This window comes from Levilactobacillus suantsaii (assembly GCF_004115745.1).
Lineage (GTDB): Bacteria > Bacillota > Bacilli > Lactobacillales > Lactobacillaceae > Levilactobacillus > Levilactobacillus suantsaii.
The window spans coordinates 28,363-44,783 of sequence record NZ_QXIL01000010.1 but is presented as its reverse complement, the minus strand read 5'-3'; the positions used below and the strand labels follow the sequence as shown (position 1 = coordinate 44,783).

General features: G+C 54.1%; 15 protein-coding genes and 1 pseudogene. 8 read left to right on the top strand and 8 right to left on the bottom strand.

Going from position 1 to position 16,421, the window contains the following annotated elements; genetic code table 11:
• Positions 1-172: 172 nt before the first annotated feature.
• From DXH47_RS06575 to DXH47_RS06555, 5 genes are all read left to right on the top strand, one after another.
• Complete coding sequence (locus DXH47_RS06575) at positions 173-1,591, top strand: anion permease (RefSeq protein WP_129032568.1); 1,419 nt, start codon at positions 173-175, stop codon at positions 1,589-1,591.
• Between the two features lie 192 nt (positions 1,592-1,783).
• Complete coding sequence (gene citD / locus DXH47_RS06570) at positions 1,784-2,077, top strand: citrate lyase acyl carrier protein (protein WP_129032567.1); 294 nt, start codon at positions 1,784-1,786, stop codon at positions 2,075-2,077.
• 2 nt (positions 2,078-2,079) lie between these two features.
• Entirely contained in the window at positions 2,080-2,994 is a 915-nt protein-coding gene (gene citE, locus DXH47_RS06565; RefSeq protein WP_129032566.1) for a citrate (pro-3S)-lyase subunit beta, read from the top strand.
• Complete coding sequence (gene citF / locus DXH47_RS06560; protein WP_129032565.1) at positions 2,984-4,522, top strand: citrate lyase subunit alpha; 1,539 nt, start codon at positions 2,984-2,986, stop codon at positions 4,520-4,522. The genes citE and citF overlap by 11 nt, the downstream gene beginning before the upstream one ends.
• A 29-nt stretch (positions 4,523-4,551) precedes the next feature.
• The gene (locus tag DXH47_RS06555; protein ID WP_129032564.1) at positions 4,552-5,451 is read left to right on the top strand and encodes a LysR family transcriptional regulator; all 900 of its coding nucleotides are present in this window, start codon (positions 4,552-4,554) and stop codon (positions 5,449-5,451) included.
• 127 nt (positions 5,452-5,578) lie between these two features.
• On the opposite strand, the gene citG is transcribed toward DXH47_RS06555, so the two are convergent.
• Genes citG through DXH47_RS06535 form a run of 4 tightly spaced genes read right to left on the bottom strand, consistent with a single transcriptional unit; the run spans position 5,579 to position 9,254 of the window.
• On the bottom strand, positions 5,579-6,427 hold the full coding sequence (citG, locus tag DXH47_RS06550) for a triphosphoribosyl-dephospho-CoA synthase CitG (RefSeq protein WP_129032563.1): 849 nt from the start codon (positions 6,425-6,427) through the stop codon (positions 5,579-5,581).
• On the bottom strand, positions 6,427-6,987 hold the full coding sequence (gene citX, locus DXH47_RS06545) for a citrate lyase holo-[acyl-carrier protein] synthase (RefSeq protein WP_129032562.1): 561 nt from the start codon (positions 6,985-6,987) through the stop codon (positions 6,427-6,429). Before citX ends, citG begins: the two co-directional genes overlap by 1 nt.
• Before the next feature lie 29 nt (positions 6,988-7,016).
• Positions 7,017-8,072, bottom strand: a complete 1,056-nt coding sequence (gene citC, locus DXH47_RS06540; protein WP_129032561.1) for a [citrate (pro-3S)-lyase] ligase — start codon at positions 8,070-8,072, stop codon at positions 7,017-7,019.
• 30 nt (positions 8,073-8,102) lie between these two features.
• Positions 8,103-9,254, bottom strand: a complete 1,152-nt coding sequence (locus DXH47_RS06535; RefSeq protein ID WP_129032560.1) for an NAD(P)-dependent malic enzyme — start codon at positions 9,252-9,254, stop codon at positions 8,103-8,105.
• A gap of 151 nt (positions 9,255-9,405) precedes the next feature.
• Between DXH47_RS06535 and DXH47_RS06530 the strand changes: the two genes are divergently transcribed.
• On the top strand, positions 9,406-10,350 hold the full coding sequence (locus DXH47_RS06530) for a sugar-binding transcriptional regulator (protein WP_129032559.1): 945 nt from the start codon (positions 9,406-9,408) through the stop codon (positions 10,348-10,350).
• On the opposite strand, the gene DXH47_RS06525 is transcribed toward DXH47_RS06530, so the two are convergent.
• From DXH47_RS06525 to DXH47_RS06515, 3 genes are all read right to left on the bottom strand, one after another.
• Entirely contained in the window at positions 10,347-11,132 is a 786-nt protein-coding gene (locus DXH47_RS06525) for an alpha/beta fold hydrolase (RefSeq protein WP_129032558.1), read from the bottom strand. The genes DXH47_RS06530 and DXH47_RS06525 overlap by 4 nt on opposite strands.
• Before the next feature lie 141 nt (positions 11,133-11,273).
• Positions 11,274-12,584, bottom strand: coding sequence for an NCS2 family permease (locus DXH47_RS06520; RefSeq protein WP_129032557.1), 1,311 nt, complete (start codon positions 12,582-12,584; stop codon positions 11,274-11,276).
• A 237-nt stretch (positions 12,585-12,821) separates the two neighbouring features.
• Positions 12,822-13,805: an aldo/keto reductase gene (locus tag DXH47_RS06515; RefSeq protein ID WP_129032556.1), complete on the bottom strand. Its 984-nt coding sequence runs from the start codon at positions 13,803-13,805 to the stop codon at positions 12,822-12,824.
• A gap of 160 nt (positions 13,806-13,965) precedes the next feature.
• On the opposite strand from DXH47_RS06515, the gene DXH47_RS06510 reads away from it, so the two are divergent.
• Positions 13,966-14,568, top strand: a complete 603-nt coding sequence (locus DXH47_RS06510; protein ID WP_129032555.1) for an NAD(P)-binding oxidoreductase — start codon at positions 13,966-13,968, stop codon at positions 14,566-14,568.
• A 99-nt stretch (positions 14,569-14,667) separates the two neighbouring features.
• Complete coding sequence (locus tag DXH47_RS06505; protein ID WP_129032554.1) at positions 14,668-15,033, top strand: hypothetical protein; 366 nt, start codon at positions 14,668-14,670, stop codon at positions 15,031-15,033.
• A gap of 104 nt (positions 15,034-15,137) precedes the next feature.
• Here the strand turns inward: DXH47_RS06505 and DXH47_RS06500 are convergent.
• Positions 15,138-16,274: pseudogene (locus DXH47_RS06500) on the bottom strand (ArgE/DapE family deacylase).
• Positions 16,275-16,421: the final 147 nt, after the last annotated feature.

Below are 16,421 nucleotides of genomic sequence, written 5' to 3'. Positions count from 1 at the left end.
TGCCCTTTCGTGTACATGGACCTTCTAATTTTAGGAGGGCCTTACCCCGCGGCACCTGCCCACGAGGTAAGGCAAGCACCAACGTTTGAAACAGGTCTCAGCACAATGGTTTCGATCCGTCGTTATTCATTTTGAGAGTCGTTTCAGCACATAGCACAACGGAGGCATTCGAATGTCATTGGAAAAAGTAAAGTATAAAAAATTTATTTGGCCCATTCTAATTGGGCTGATCATCTGGTTGGCCTCACCAATCAAGCCAGCTAGCGTCTCGATGGCCGCTTGGCACATGTTCGCCATTTTCGTGGCGACCATCATTGGGTGTATCACCCAGCCCCTGCCGATTGCCGGGGTGGCTTTGACCGGGTTCGTCTTCACCATTTTGGTGGGACTCGTCCCAATGGACAAGGCCGTGACCGGATTTGGGAACAAGACGGTTTGGCTGATTGTTATGGCCTACTGCCTGTCTCGGGGCTTTGTGAAGACCGGTTTAGGGCGGCGAATCGCATTGATCTTCGTGCGGCTCTTCGGGAAGCGGACCTTAGGGTTGGCTTACTCATTAGTCGGGGTCGATTTGATTCTGTCACCGGCGACGCCAAGTAACACGGCCCGGGCCGGAGGAATTGTTTATCCGATTCTGAAGTCATTGGCGCAAACTTTCGGGTCCGACCCGGAAGACGGTACCCAACGGAAGATGGGGTCCTTTCTGACCTACGTGGAATTCCACGGGAATATCATCACGTCCGCAATGTTCATGACCGCCATGGCGCCAAACTTGTTAGCCGTTTCTTTGGCGAAGACGCTCCACGTCACCATCACCTGGATGGGCTGGTTCGTAGCCGGTGTGGTTCCAGGTATCATTAGTTTGTTATTGGTTCCATACATTATTTACAAGATGTATCCACCAGAAGTTAAAGATTCCCCCCACGCCAAAAGTTGGGCCGAGGGTGAATTAGCCAAGATGGGGAAGATGACGTTTGCCGAAAAAGTCATGACCGGGGTCTTCGTTTTGGCCTTGGTTCTCTGGATTTTGTCCAGCGTCATCGGCATCGATGCGGCGACGGTTGCCTTCTTAGCCGTTGCCATCCTGATTCTTTGTGGGGTCTTATCCATTGATGACATCCTGCATGAAACCGGGGCTTGGAGCACGTTGATCTGGTTCTCCATTCTGATCTTCATGGCCAACGAATTAAACGACTTAGGTTTCATTCCGTGGTTATCGAAGGCTTTAGGGGGCGCTTTGAACGGCATGAACTGGGGCTTGGTCCTGGCCATCCTGTTGGTCTTCTACTTCTACTCTCACTACCTGTTCGCCAGTGGGACCGCCCACGTCAGTGCCATGTACGCGGCGCTGCTGGGGATTGCCATTGCGGCCGGCGTGCCACCGATGTTCGCCGGGATTACGTTGGCGATGTGTGGGGCGTTGTACAGTTCTACGTCACACTACGCCAGTGGTCCGGCTACGTTACTCTTCGAGACGGGCTACGTTGCCCAATCCGACTGGTGGCGCATGAACGCCATCTTAGGGCTCTTCTACCTTGTCGTTTGGTTCGGCATTGGGAGTCTCTGGATGAAAGTTCTGGGTCTTTGGTAAACATGAAAGCTATCTCGCTCAGCGAGATAGCTTTTTCTTTCACAAAATATTTTAAAAAATACAAAAATAACAGAAATATTTGAATTTTTTCAAAAGACGAGCTACAATTAAAGGGTAAAAGAAATCAATTCCGTCAGATAACTTCGTGATGATTTACATGACTAGTTAACACTCGTGAAAGGGATGGACTTAATGGAGATTAAGCAAACAGCATTAGCGGGTACCTTGGAGTCATCCGATATCCAAATTATGTTGAGCAAAGGCACCGACGGTATCCAGATTACCCTGGACTCCGCGGTGGAAAAGCAATTCGGCGACCAAATTCGGGCCGTCATCACCCAGACATTGCAAGCCTTGAAGATTACGGCAGCCAACGTCAAGGCCGTTGACAAGGGCGCGTTGGATTGTGTCGTCAAGGCACGGACCATTGCCGCTGCGCAACGGGCCTTAGGAACCACGGATCAACCAGCATGGGAGGTATTCTAACGATGGCAGAAAATTCAGAACGTTTACGCCGGACCATGATGTTCGTGCCGGGGAATAACCCCGCAATGGTCAAGGATGCCGGAATCTACGGTGCCGACTCCATTATGTTCGACCTCGAAGACTCCGTTTCCTTAGCTGAAAAGGACGCGGCGCGAGTCTTAGTTTACGAATCCCTGCAAACGCAGGATTACGAAGGTGCCGAATTAGTCGTGCGGGTCAACGGCATTGACACGCCGTACTACCACAACGATGTGCGGGCCATGGTCAAGGCCGGCATCGAAGTTGTGCGGTTACCAAAAGTCGAATCCGCCAAGATGATTCAAGACTTAGTCAAGGATGTCGAAGCTGCCGAAAAGGAATTTGGCCGCGAAGTTGGCTCCACCCACGTCATGGCGGCCATCGAAAGTGCCAAGGGTGTCTTGAACGCCCCCGCCATTGCCGCTTCCTCCGACCGGATGATCGGATTGGCCTTGTCCGCTGAAGACTATACCACTGACATGAAGACGCACCGCTACCCTGATGGCGCCGAACTGGAATTTGCCCGCAACATGGTACTCCACTCCGCCCGGGCCGCTGGCATCGCCGCCTTCGATACGGTCTTCACCAACATGGACGATACCGATGGTTTCTACCGCGAGACCCGGTACATTCACCAACTCGGGTTCGACGGGAAGTCACTGGTCAACCCACGGCAGATCAAGATGGTCAACTCGGTCTACGAACCGACGGCCAAGGAAATTGCGAATGCTCGTAACGTGATCAACGCCATCAAGGAAGCCAAGCTGAAGGGCTCTGGTGTCATTTCGATGAACGGTCAAATGGTTGACCGGCCAGTTGTAATGCGGGCCCAACGCGTGATGCGTTTAGCACAGGCGTCACACTTAGTTGACGAGGAGGGTAATGATATTGAAGAATAATGTAAACCGGACCTTGTCCGATGACTTGCTGAAGGAATTAGATTACAAGCCATATACTTCAACTGAAATTGGGAACCCCGACATCCAACGGGTCGCTCCTAAAGTTCACGTTTCCACGGGTGACAACAAGGTCGTCAAGTCCATCGAAGACGTGGTCAAGGCCACGGTCAAAGACGGCATGACGATTTCGTTTCACCACCACTTCCGAAACGGGGACTATGTCTTTAACAAGGTGATGCGGGTCATCATCGACGCTGGCATCAAGAACTTGACGTTAGCCCCATCTTCTCTGACTGGGGTCATGAACGACATGGTCATCGAAGCTATCAAAGCGGGGACCATCACCAACATCACCAGTTCCGGGATGCGGGGCTCACTCGGGGACTTCGTGTCTCACGGTGGTTTGAAGAACCCGGTCATCTTCCGCTCTCACGGTAACCGGGCCCGGGCCATCGAACACGGCGACATCAAGATCGACGTGGCCTTCCTCGGGGTACCAAACGCTGATAAGCTAGGGAACGCCAACGGGATGGCTGGGAAGGCCGTCTTTGGTTCCTTAGGTTACGCCTTGATGGACGCCCAATATGCGGACAACGTGGTCTTACTGACCGATAACTTGGTCGACTACCCGAACACGCCGGCTTCCATCAAGCAGACCCAAGTGGACTACGTGGTGCAAGTTGACGAAGTCGGGGATCCTGATAAAATTGGATCAGGGGCTACCCGGTTCACCAAGGACCCAAAGGAATTGAAGATTGCCGAAATGGTCAACAGTGTGATTACGCACTCCCCGTACTTTAAAGACGGGTTCTCCTTCCAGACGGGTTCTGGTGGTGCGGCCTTAGCGGTTACCCGGTACTTACGGGCAGCCATGTTAGCCAACAAGATTACGGCTTCCTTTGCTTTAGGTGGGATTACTAAACCAACCACGGACTTGCTCGAAGAGGGCCTGGTTCGGCGGGTCATGGACGTCCAAGACTTTGATAAGGGTGCGGCTTCTTCCATGCAGAAGAACCCGAACCAACAAGAAATCGACGCGTCCTGGTACGCTGATCCCGACAACAAGGGTGCCATGGTCGACCAACTTGACGTGGCCATCCTGAGTGCCTTGGAAATCGACACCAAGTTCAACGTCAACGTCATGACTGGTTCCGACGGTGTGATTCGGGGAGCCGTTGGGGGTCACCAAGATGCGGCCACTAGCAAATTGACCATCATTTCCGCACCCCTGGTTCGGGGTCGGATTGCCACGGTCGTGCCAGATGTCACCACGGTGGTGACGCCAGGTGATTCGATTGACGTCTTGGTCACCGAAGTAGGAATTGCCATTAACCCTAAGCGAAAAGACTTGGTTGCTAAGCTCAGCAATATTCCGGGAGTCCCAGTCTTCAAGATCGAAGACCTACAAAAATTAGCCGAAAAGCGGGTAGGCCAACCGAAGCCGCTTGAATTCACCGACCGGACCGTTGCCATGGTAGAATACCGTGACGGTAGTATCATCGACGAAATCAAGCAGGTTAAGGACTAGTCTTCCCCCGGTTAGATTGGGGCGACACATTGAACACACGGGACTTAGCCTATTTCGCGGCGCTGGTGGACTTAAAAAATTACACCGCGGTCGCTGCGCGCTTCTCGGTCAGTCAGCCCACCATTACGGTGGCGGTCAAACGCCTGGAAGCAGAATTTAACGCCACGCTGGTCCAACGCGACCATGCGCATAACACGCTCACGATTACCCGACCAGGACTCCTGTTGTATCAACGGGCCCAACTGGTCTTGAAGAACCTAGACTTGGCCCACAGTGAAGTTCGGCGGGCTGATCAATCTACGATTAGTTTCGGCATGCCACCCATCATCGGGACCCTGTGGTTTCCGCTGGTGGCGGGAGAGTTGTTCTCGCGCGGCCTGTTGAAGTATATGAAAACGCTCGAAGTCGGGTCGGGAGACCTGTTGAAGGAACTCCAGGCCGGTAAGATTGACGTAGCGCTCCTAGGGTCGGTGCGACCGTTACAGGAACCGGGCTTAGACGCGACGTTGCTCGCGGCGCACGAGTTTCGGGCCGTCGTCAGTCCCAAGCACCGGTTGGCCCAACGCGGGGAGATTGAATTTAGTGAACTTGCCAACGAGAACTTTATCTCGATGACTGGTAAATTCGTGCACCCGCAGGCATTGCGTGATTATAGTCACTTTGCGGGGTTTAGACCGCGGGTGGTCTACAGTACGCCGAACATGCCGCTGATCAAAGCCTTAGTCGCCACAGGCTTTGGCGTTAGCCTCTTAGTGGGGGACGCCATCACACCCAGCGACCAGGTTAGTTCATTAGCGTTAAGCGATCCGGTCGCGGACCGGTTCAATATGTCGCTAGTGGTTCGGAAGAAATTTTTACCCAACGAGATTCAGCGTGAATTTATCAGCGTGCTCTTTGGGTTACGGCACCACGGCCAATCAGCTCATTGATTGAAATGAAACTAAACGAAGGTCCCTCAAGCTTTTGTGGCTGGGGGGCCCTTTTGTGTTGTGCTAACTTAAAACGCCCAGTGCCGCGACTGATGAAAGTCGGAGCACTGGGCGTTTCAAATTTAAATTAAAGACTCTTTTCCATTAACCCTAAATAAATCGTGAGAATCAGGAGGTCAGCTGACCCGCCTAGACTCAAATTTTTAGCCTTGAAGGTGGTATTCATCGCCACTAAAAGTTGCCGTCCGGTCGGGGTCTGACTGCCCCCCGCATCCAGAATCTCCTGGGCAGTCTGTTGGGCCCAGGGGACGATATCTAAGGTACCCGCACGTTTGATCAGGTTGCTATCGGCGGTGTGGGCCACGATGGTCAATAACGTGTCGAGTAACCGCGTGGTCCGAGACCCCCGACTTCGCCGTAGGGCGGGCAAACTCAGGGTTGCCACCACCGGAAACCCGGCCTCGGCTTGGCCGCGGATGCCCGTGGTACCGTACTTGAGGTACTGGCGCTCGCCGGCCGTGAGTTGGTCGGCGGGCTTGTCGGCGATGCCGGCGAAGTCGTGGGCGGTCAGTCCGGCCAGCATGGCTTTGACTAAGTTCAAAGTCGCGCCGGTGTTGTAAGCAGCGTGGCGGGTCTGGGCCCCCACGGCCGCGACAATGACGCCTAAAGAAAAGACGGCGCCCTTGTGGGTATTGATGCCTTGAGTGGCACGAAACATGGCTTTTTCGGCGGCCACGCCGGCTGGGCGAATCTCGTGAAATAGATCAGGCAGGTGGGCCCCCACGAAGGTGTGGCCGAGTTGGTAACAAGTCGCCCAGTAATCTTCAAGCGCCGTAGCACTGTCGATAAAGGTGAAGACGTCCATGTCGGGGTGCGGCCCCACGTCGGCGGGGTCGACCAGCCCGGGCTTGGGGGTCACGGAAACCTCGTACAAGAGGGCGCGGTGGGCGTTTAAGATGGCGGGTGCAAGGGACATTATTGCTTCGACTCCTGTTCGGTAAAGTAGGTGGTGAGGGTCTGGTCGATGGCGGTCTGGAGCTCTAAGACACTATGGGCGCGCGACCGAGCACAGACCTTGGCTGGCCGGTTACAAATGAAGCAACGCCGTTGGGGCAGATTGTTGTCCTGGCGACTCAGCGGGCCTTCGTGGTGGCTAGTCAAGACGTCGATGTCGAATAACCGACCCAACGGGTGCTGGTCCTCCAAGGCCACCGCCAGTTGTTTCATGGTGGTCGCATCCGTGGCACTTAACAGGAAGGCTTCGGGGCCGGTGGGGTTGTCCCAGCGGTCGACCAAGGTCGTGGTCACTTGTTGGCGTGTCAGGTCGTGGGTAAAAGCGGCCAATCCAGCGTCAAAGGCCGCCGTTATCCGGGCGTTATTTTTGATGGGTCCCGGGGTGTTGAGTTTCAACGCTAAGACCGTTTGGTCGGGATGGGCCGTCATGAGTTGCCGTTGGTAAGCGGCGCGGTGGTCCTTATTGGCGAGCACGGCGGCGATATCTTGCGGGTCACCGGTCGCAAAGGTAGTGGGTGTCATACGAACAATCCTTTCTGAAAGCACTTGGTTTAGTTACCGGCAATCCGTTGACCGGCGGTGATGCGGGCCTGCAGGGTCTCTAAATGAGCCTGGATGAACGCCGCGGTAGTGGCCGGTAAGCTTGCTTTAACGGAAGCTAAATCGTTGTCGGCGATGGCTTGGCGGACGGCCGTGGCTGTAATCGGCTGGTCGTTTGCGGCCAGGCGGGGCACTTCTTTGACCGTAACTTCGGGAGGCAAGAGCTGTTCTAGGACCTGGTTATAAATGCCAGTGGTCTTAGAGAACGGCTCAGTCCCCACGTAACGGGTGGTCAGGTTCAGCGGTCGAGCAATCTGAGTCTTAAAGATCTCGGCGTCCAGTTCAGTCTGGAAATGGATTGCGGCTGCCGGTGTGGGTAAGAAGTAGGCCGGGAAGGTCGCGTAACTGACCATGTAGTCGCTCCCGTTGACCACGACAACGTTGGGTAAATCTTGCGTGCCCGCGGTAACCAGGTTCTGGCGTTCGGCCGTGGTGAAGAGCGACGCGTCGGTGTTGACCACGAAGACGTAGACCAGGTCGTTTTCCTTAGCGGCAGTTTCCACTAGGTAATGGTGGCCGACGGTGAACGGGTTGGCGTTCATCACGATGCCAGCGACCTTGGCGTCCGCCTTGAGTTCGGGGTGCGGCAAGCTTTGAATATAGGCGGTAACCCCGGTGTCGCCGGTCTCTAAGATGGCGCCACTCTCGGTCTGTGCCAGGGCATGGAAGCCCACGTATTCGAAGCTGGCCACGTATTTGGGCTTGGTGAAGACGAAGACGTGAAAAATCTGGTTTTGCGCCAAGTGCGTCAGTAACGCGGAGATGATGGCGTTGAAGTAGGCGCCAGCCTGGCTATTTTTATGGCAGGCCCCCACGTACTTGATGACGTTACCGGCCGTGGACCCGGTCGCGACCAATTTATCGCCCTCGTAAATGCCCACGGTATGGTCCAGCTGGGCCGTTTCGCTGGCGGCAAAGTTGGTGATGCCCAGGTCGGTCAAAAGGGCTTGCCACTGCTTACGGGTGGCGGAGTCGGTGAGGTATAAATCAATGATGTCGGCTTGCATGGACAATGCCCCTTTCTTTCTAGATTCGGGTTACTTTTCGGCGAAGGCTTTGACGGCCACGGTGACCGTGTCGACGACGCCGTCCGCAAAGACGCTCGGGATAATTTCGTCGGCCGTTGGGGTGGCAATCATGCCCGCTAAAGCGTGCGCCACGCTGGTCTCGAGGTCGGCGTTGACGGTCCGCAGTCCGGAGGCTAACAGACCGGCGAACAGGCCGGGGAAGACCAAAATGTTGTTGACTTGGTTCGGGTACTGGCTGGAGCCGGTCGCCATCACACCAACGTGGTGGTCGTGGGCGACTTGCGGGTCGATTTCGGGTTTGGGATTGGCCAGGGCAAAGATGATTGGGTCGCTGGCCATGTGGTCAACGTCAGTTCCGGTCAACACATCGGCGTCGGAAAGCCCAACAAAGGCGTCCTGGTCGGTCATGACCTGTGACAGCGGCGTCTTGGGAGCACGGGTCTCCCCCACTTGTTTGGCTAAGTCGCGTTGGTAACGGTTATAGTCGGTGTCGTCTGGGGTGACGAGCCCGTCTTTGTCGACTAAGGTTAACTGGTGAATCCCGGCGGCGTAAAGGAGCTTGGCCGTAGCGATACCAGAAGCGCCGACCCCGTTGACGACGACCTTTAAGTCGCTTAATGATTTGTGAGTGACTTTGGCCGCGTTGATCAAACCAGCCAGAACCACGATAGCGGTCCCTTCCTGGTCGTCGTGGTAGACGGGGATATCGAGAACTTGTTTGAGTTGGTCTTCGATTTCAAAGCAGCGGGGTGCCGCGATGTCTTCGAGGTGGATCCCCGCAAAACTCTGCGCGGTGTTTTTAATGGTGGCGACGACTTGGTCGACGGGCACTTGATCGACGGCTAACGGCAGCGCATCAACGCCCGCTAAGTACTTGTAAAGTAGAGCTTTACCTTCAACGACGGGTAATCCACCGGCGGGGCCGATGTTGCCCAACCCCAAAACGGCGGAGCCATCGGTGACGACGGCGACGAGTTTGCCACTTAACGTCAGTTTGCGTTTCATCTCGGGATGAGCCGCGATGAGCTTGGAGATGCCAGCCACCCCCGGCGTGTAGGCTTTACCTAAGTCGGCGGCGTTATTGACGGGTAGTTCGGAGCTGATATCCAGGACCCCCGTGGCGCGTTCGTGCAGTTTAATGATTTCATCTAAATCAGCCATGTGTTGCCAGCCTTCTTTCTCTTATTGTACTGTTTAAGCATACGCTGATTTTTTGCAAAATTCAAAAATATGAAGTTATTTTGCTATTTTTAAAAAGTGGTTTTGTGGTAAAATCAATTTGACTTACAAAAACGTAAAGGGGGAAAGTGACATGGATGACATTTCGCACCAAAAATTACTGGCGATGATTGCCCAGGATTACTACCTGGCGCAGCTGTCAATCGCCGATCTATCCACCAAGTATCACCTCAGTCGGTACCTGATTACGAAGCACTTGGACGAAGCTTTGAAGACGGGGGTCGTGACCATTACCGTCAACGATCCGATTGCGAGAAACGTGACGCTGGAGGCGGAATTTCGCCATCGTTATGGGCTGACTAACGCGTTCATTTTGTACAACGCCGAGAACCCAGCAGAGGATGCGACTAACATCGTCCAGTACGCGGCGATGCAGGTCCAGTCGTTGATCGACCAATCCCAGGTGGTCGGCGTAGCTTGGGGGAGCACGGTCTTTAGCATCATCGACCAACTGCGCGGTAAAATCAGAAACGACCTGACCTTCACCCAGTTTGTGGGCGACAATATGAAGTACAGTTCGGTGGCCGGCACGCGCCAAATGGTCGAAAAGGCGGCCGCTCGTTATGGAAGTCGCTACGTCACGTTGGCCAGCCCATTATACGTCATCAATGACCAGATTCGCGCGGCGCTGCCCCAAGAACCAGCGTTAGCCCCGGCTTTTCAGGCGGCGCAAAAGATGAACGCGTTGTTCTGTGGGTTTGGTACGTTGGCGTCGATTGAGTCGATTCCGGTCTGGCAGGACCACTACGGGGAGATTTTCCCAGGAGTGGCCGCCGATGATATCGCAGGCATCCTGTATGGCCGACCGTATGACCGCCAGGGCCACTTCTTGAATCAGGACGCCGATAAGACCGTGGGTTTGCCCATCAGCCAAATTTTGAAGACCCCGCGCCGGTTGGGGGTCATCCGCAATAAGTTCAAGACTGACGCGGCGTTAGGGGCCTTGCGCGGGCATTTAGTGACCGACATCGTCCTGAATGAGGCCATCGCTCAGCGTATCCTCGCGGCGGATGTTTAGAGCGTTTGGAGGAACTTCCCTAAAGCTTGGTTAAAGGCATGGGGCTGTTCGGCTAAAACGATGTGTCCGGCGTTCGAAATTACGGTACTTTGGCCGTGGGGCGCAAGTTGGGCGGTCACGGCCGCGAATTTAGGGTTAAAATAGGGAGATTTTTCTCCGGCAATCACGAAAAAAGGTACGTGGAGTTGGGCGACAATATCGCGCCAATCTTGAAACGCGTGGTCCAATAAGAAGGGCAGGTTGAGGTCCGCATCGTAAGGGTGCGCGGCTTCAACCTGTTTGACGTCGGCATAGGTTTGGTCGTTGATACGCGTGGCTGTGGCCGGTCCCAAGGGAAATTTAAGCAGGCTGGGGAACGTCTCCCAAGTTAAGTCGTTGAAACCGTACGCCCAGGTCTCATCGCTGATCATCTTGGGACTTTGGTCAACGTCCACGATGGCGGCTAAATCGGCGTCACCGAAGAGGGACACGTAGGCGAACAGGGTGGCGGCGCCCATCGAGTTACCGATTAGAATCGGTTGGGTCAATTCGAGTCCGGTCAAAAAGTCGTGCAAATCGATAGCGTGGCGCGATATCCGCCGGCCCTTGACGGTGTGCTGGGATGCCCCTTGATTCCGGGCGTCTAACGCCAGCACCCGGTAGCCCAGGTCTTGTAGCCAGGTCAGTTGGTCGCGCCAAATTTCCTTTGCGCCACCGATTCCGGTTAGTAACACCACCGGTTGGCCGTCACCACCGGTATCACTGTAATCCAGGCGGACGTGGTCATGAGTCATAAATTTCATAATAAAGTCGAACTCCTTCTGTCGAATGCTTGTCCTTAGTATAAGCCATTGGTGGGGGTGACGCACGTTTTGGTCGTGTTCAAAAAGGCGTCTCAGATTAGTCATCTGAGACGCCCTTTTGAAGTTAGTGGTTAGTGTGAGTTAGCTCGCGTTTAAAATCCAAAGGAACAGGATGAAGACCACGGCCAGACTGTACATCATCGGACCGACTTCCTTGCCACGCTTGGCGGCAATCATGGTCAGCGGGTAGGCGATGAAGCCCAGAGCAATCCCATCGGCGATACTGTAGGTCAACGGCATCCCTAAAACGGTCAGAAAGGCCGGCGCCGCAATCTCGAACTTTTCCCAGTGGATGTTCTTCAAGGATTGGGCCATCAGGACGCCGACGATGATCAACGCGGGTGCGGTGACTTGGTCGGTCACCACGGCCAGCAGCGGGGAGAAGAAAGCCCCGAAAATGAAGAGCACGCCGGTCGTGATGGCGGTGAACCCGGTCCGGCCCCCCACGGCGATGCCGGCGGAAGATTCGACGAAGGCCCCCATCGGGGAGGTCCCCAGAAGAGACCCCACGACCATGGTGCTGGAATCGGCCATTAGGGCTTTCCCAATCCGCGGGAGCTTGTTATTTTTAATCAAGCCAGCTTGTTCGGCTAACCCGACTAGGGTTCCGGTAGTGTCGAAGAAGGTGACTAGCAAGAAGGTCAACACGACGACTAGCAGTTGTAAAGTGTTGATGCTGCCGGCATGCGTCAGGCCCACCAGGAAGGTTGAATCGATACTAGGAACACCGGAGATGATGTGTTTCGGCATCGGAATCAAACCGGTGGCCAGACCCAAGATGGAGTTAGCAATCATCCCGATGAAGATGGCGCCGGGAATCCGGGCACTCATCAAAACCAACGTGACGATTAAACCAAAGATGGTCAACCAGGTACTGCCCACGTGCAAAGAGCCTAAGGTCAAGATCGTTGATTTGTCGGCTTGGACCAAGCCACCTTGACTCAGGCCGATAAAGGCGATGAACAGACCAATGCCGGCACTGATCGCCATTTTGAGGTCTCGTGGAATAGCGTCGACGACTTTTTCTCTGAGCTTGAAGGCGGTCAAAATCATGAAGAGAATCGAGGCGACGAATACGCCGGCCAGCGCAGTCTCCCACGGAACCTTCATCCCGATGACCACGGAATAGGCGAAAAACGCGTTGATTCCCAGACTGGCAGAGATAGCGATGGGGTAGTTGGCTAAGATGCCCATCAAGAAACACCCGAAGGCGGACGCGAAGGCCGTCGCGGTGAACACGGCACCTTGGTTGATACCGGAAGCCCCTAAGACTTGGGGGTTGACGAACAAGATGTATGCCATGGAGACGAAAGTGGTTAGCCCTGCAAGCATCTCGGTTTTAAAGTTCGTTCCGTTTTCTTTAAATTGAAAGTATTCGGCAATTCGTTGCATTTACGGCACTCCTTAAGACCATAGTAAAATCCGAACGTTTTTAAAAATCGTTCGGATTTTTTCGTTTAATCAATCCTGAATTAGTGTAGCACAGCGATTAATTGATTGCAATTACGAATTAATGAATTTATACAGATTGAATTATTCGTAAAATTCGAACACCAAACTAGGCCGGTAAAAACAATTAAAAAGCCCCTCGCCGAACGGGGGCGGGAGGCCAGTTGTCAAAAGTTAAGGTTAATCGGGATCAGCCAAGGACTTACCGCTTGCGCTGTGCTTGAACGGGGTAAAGGCTTGGTCGATGGTATTGTATTCTTCAGTGGATAGGGTGACGTCGAGGGCCTTAGCATTAGCCGTGACCTGTTCGGCGCGCTTGGCACCGGGGATGACCACACTGATGAGTGGGTTTTGCATGTACCAAGCGAGGACCACTTGAGCAACGGTCGCATCGTGAGCGTCGGCAATGGGGCGTACTTTGGCTACGGCGTCTAAGGCTTGACCGTAACGTGGGGCTTGAAAGTCGCTCATCTGACTACGAATATCGTCATCCGGGAAGGTGACGTCGCGGTCGTACTTTCCGGTCAATAATCCCGAAGCCAGTGGGAAGTACGGTACGAAGCTGATTTGGTGGTCCTTTAAGTAGGGCAATAAGTCTGCTTCGTGGTCGCGATGCAATAGACTGTATTCGTCTTCCACCACGTCGACGTACCCGTCGGCGTTGGCTTCTTTGACTTGGTCGAGGCTAAAGTTGGAGACCCCAATGGCCCGAATCTTGCCCTGTTCGCGGAGCCGTTGTAACGCCCCAACGGCTTCGGCTTTGGGCGTTTGCTTGTCGGGGAAGTGAATGTAGAAGATGTCCAGATAGTCCGTGTTCAGCCGTTTGAGACTGGCATCGACCTGCTGGGTCAAAAAGTCCGGGTCGTTGTTGATGACCTGTTCGCCGCTAGAAAAGTCTTGGGCACCCTTGGTGGCTAAGGTGACCTGGTGCCGGTCGAAATCGGCCATGGCCTGCCCGACCAGTTCTTCGGAGTGGTCCAGACCGTAGACGAAGGCGGTATCCAAGAGTTGAATCCCATGGTTTAACCCGGCTTTGACCAGGGCGATGCCGTCCTCATCCCGTAAATTAGGGAAGAGATTGTAGCCGCCGACCGCGTTGGTCCCGAGGCCTAAAGGCGTGGTGTGCACGTCTGTTTTACCAATTGTTACCTGACGATTTGTCATGACAAAACCTCCTAATTAATCTGCGAAACCGGATACAAGATCCTGCACCCATTATACCCGAATTCTTGCTGGGCGAGCCAGCAATGCGTCGTGGGGGTCAACGATGTCGGGTTAGACATTTTCTGGTACACTGGGAAGCAAAGATTGGAGCGAAAAACTAATGACTATTTATTTAATTCTGGGCGCGACGCCAATTGGCACGGCCGTTGCCCAACAGTTGAGTGAAAAACCCGCCACCACGGTGCGGGTTTTACACGACCCCGCCACGGCGTTACCCGCCGAAATCCGCGACCAGGTCACGGATCTGACCGGTGACCTGCACAAAGCCGTCACCTATGGCCCGGCCTTACAGGACACGCCCATCGTCTTTTCGGCTTTGAGCGGGATGGATGTCGATTGGGCGTTAGAGGCCTTGTTCGACACCCAGTATCGCCAACAACTCCCTCTGACCCGAGTGGTGTTGTTGAGCACCGCGGGCGTGGACCAAGAAGTGGTTGGCGACCTGAATTATCCGGGTATCGACGACGTGACCGAGTATTTGAAACAACAGCGTTACGCCGCTAAGCTGGTGGACGAAGCGGAATTCCCGTACACAATCTTGCGGCCGGTCACGCTAAGTGCCGGGCCTGCGACCACGCCCAAAATCATTGCGGAAGGTCAACCGGTGCCGGCAGGTAATGTTTCACGTGAAACAGTCGTCCAAGTCGCCGTCGACCTTTTGCAACACGGGGGTCATGACTACCAATCCCTGGCAATTTGCTAGCAATTTAAGGGACATGAGGAAACTTTTTGGCATTTAGGAGGTAATTGCGGTTAATTCACCCGGTTCTTTGTTAGAATAAGAGTTATGGGGGTGAACGTAATGGCCTTAAACATAAATGACCAACAATTAGAAATCGTGCGGGAACGAATCGATGAAGCCAACCAAAAGGCCCATTTCGTGATTTTCCAATCCGTAGAGAAAGCTACGGGGAAAGTCTTACGGCTCATCACGGACATCGATAGCTTTCGGGCAATCCAAAAGCAACACAGTGATGATGCCGAGATGTCGATTATTCAAGACATCGTCCCCATCACGGATACATTAGCCCGGTGGGCCGTCGCTGAAAATCTTGCGGCGCAACAGCAGGACAACGCAACTATCTTGGCGGACCTGGAAACCTGCACCAATGACGTTTTAACCGAGAACTGTCATGCAGCGAACGCTCCCGATGAAGCGGATAACTAAGAGCCTGGCCACGGCGCCGGGCTTTTTTCGTGAGTTAGTGTGAAACCACAAAAATCCCCCGTTCAAGACGTTACTGGCGCTTTGAACGGGGGATTCGTGCTGGTTTAAGCTAAGAATTTTTCGACTAATTGTTGGTAAACGTGTTGGACGTGGGCATACTGGTCTAAGTCGACGGATTCGTTGAGGGAGTGGGCGGCACTCCATTCGCCGGCCCCGTAGACCATAACTGGAAAGTGGTTCTTAGACTTGGTGAATTCGGAGGCATCGGTAGCCCCATGAATCACAGCCAAATCGACCGGGTGGCCAAATTCGGCATCGGCAATCTGCTTGGTCGTCTGAATCAAGGCATCGTGTTGGTCACTGATGATCGGTTTGAAACTATAGTCCACGTGGAGTGTGAGTTGTGCGTCGGTCTGTTGGTTCACCTGGTCGACCAGTTCGTGGAGTCGTTGGATAACGGCAGCATTGTCGAATTCGGGAATCGGCCGAATGTTTCCTTGGAGTTCGGCGTAGGCGGGGATGGTGTTGACCTGCTCGCCGCCTTTGAAGACGGTCACGTTGTGGACCAGCGACCCAAGCTCGGGGCTGATTGGGGCATCGTCGAAACCGGTCGCTTCAGCCGTGACGAACTTGATTAGGTTGGTGACCGCGTTGATCCCTTTTTCGGGCATGGAGCTGTGCGCGCCCTTGCCCTGGCAGAAGACGTGGTAGTTGAGTGACCCGTTATGGGCGTAGACGATGTTGCCACCGGTCGGTTCGCCAATGACTAGGGCACTCAGGTCATCGGCGTAGCCTTGTTCGGTCAACATCCGAGAGCCCATCGCGCCGTTTTCTTCGCCGACCGTGCCGATGAAACGTAAGCGGCCGTTGAGCGGCGTTTGGTTGTCCGCCAAGTTAATGAAAGTAATGACCATGGCAGCCAACCCACTTTTCATGTCCGCAGCCCCGCGACCGTAAAGCCGATTGTTTTCGATGTGGGCGTCAAAGGGCGGAAATTGCCAGTTGGCCGGATCCCCGGTGGCAACGGTGTCCAGGTGACCGGAAAGAGCCAAGACCTGCTTACCCTGGCCGATTTCGGCGATGAGGTTGCTGCGACCGTGGGCGTAGGGGATGATCTGACTATCGATGCCGTGGACGGCAAATAATTGTTTGATATAGGTGGCGACGGCTTACTCGTTGCCGTTGACGGAATTTAGACTAACTAAGTGTTTTAGAATCTCAATTTGTTCGTTTTTTTGCATACCATTAAGCCGGCTTTCTCATCATTTTTTAATATTAACCCTAGTTTAGCACGCCAACTGGGGGTGGTGTGTAAAAATCAAGAAAAGTTTGTAAATGTCGTTGCTTTGGGACGAACGTGTGTTTGCCGGCGTAGAAAGTTGTGCTAA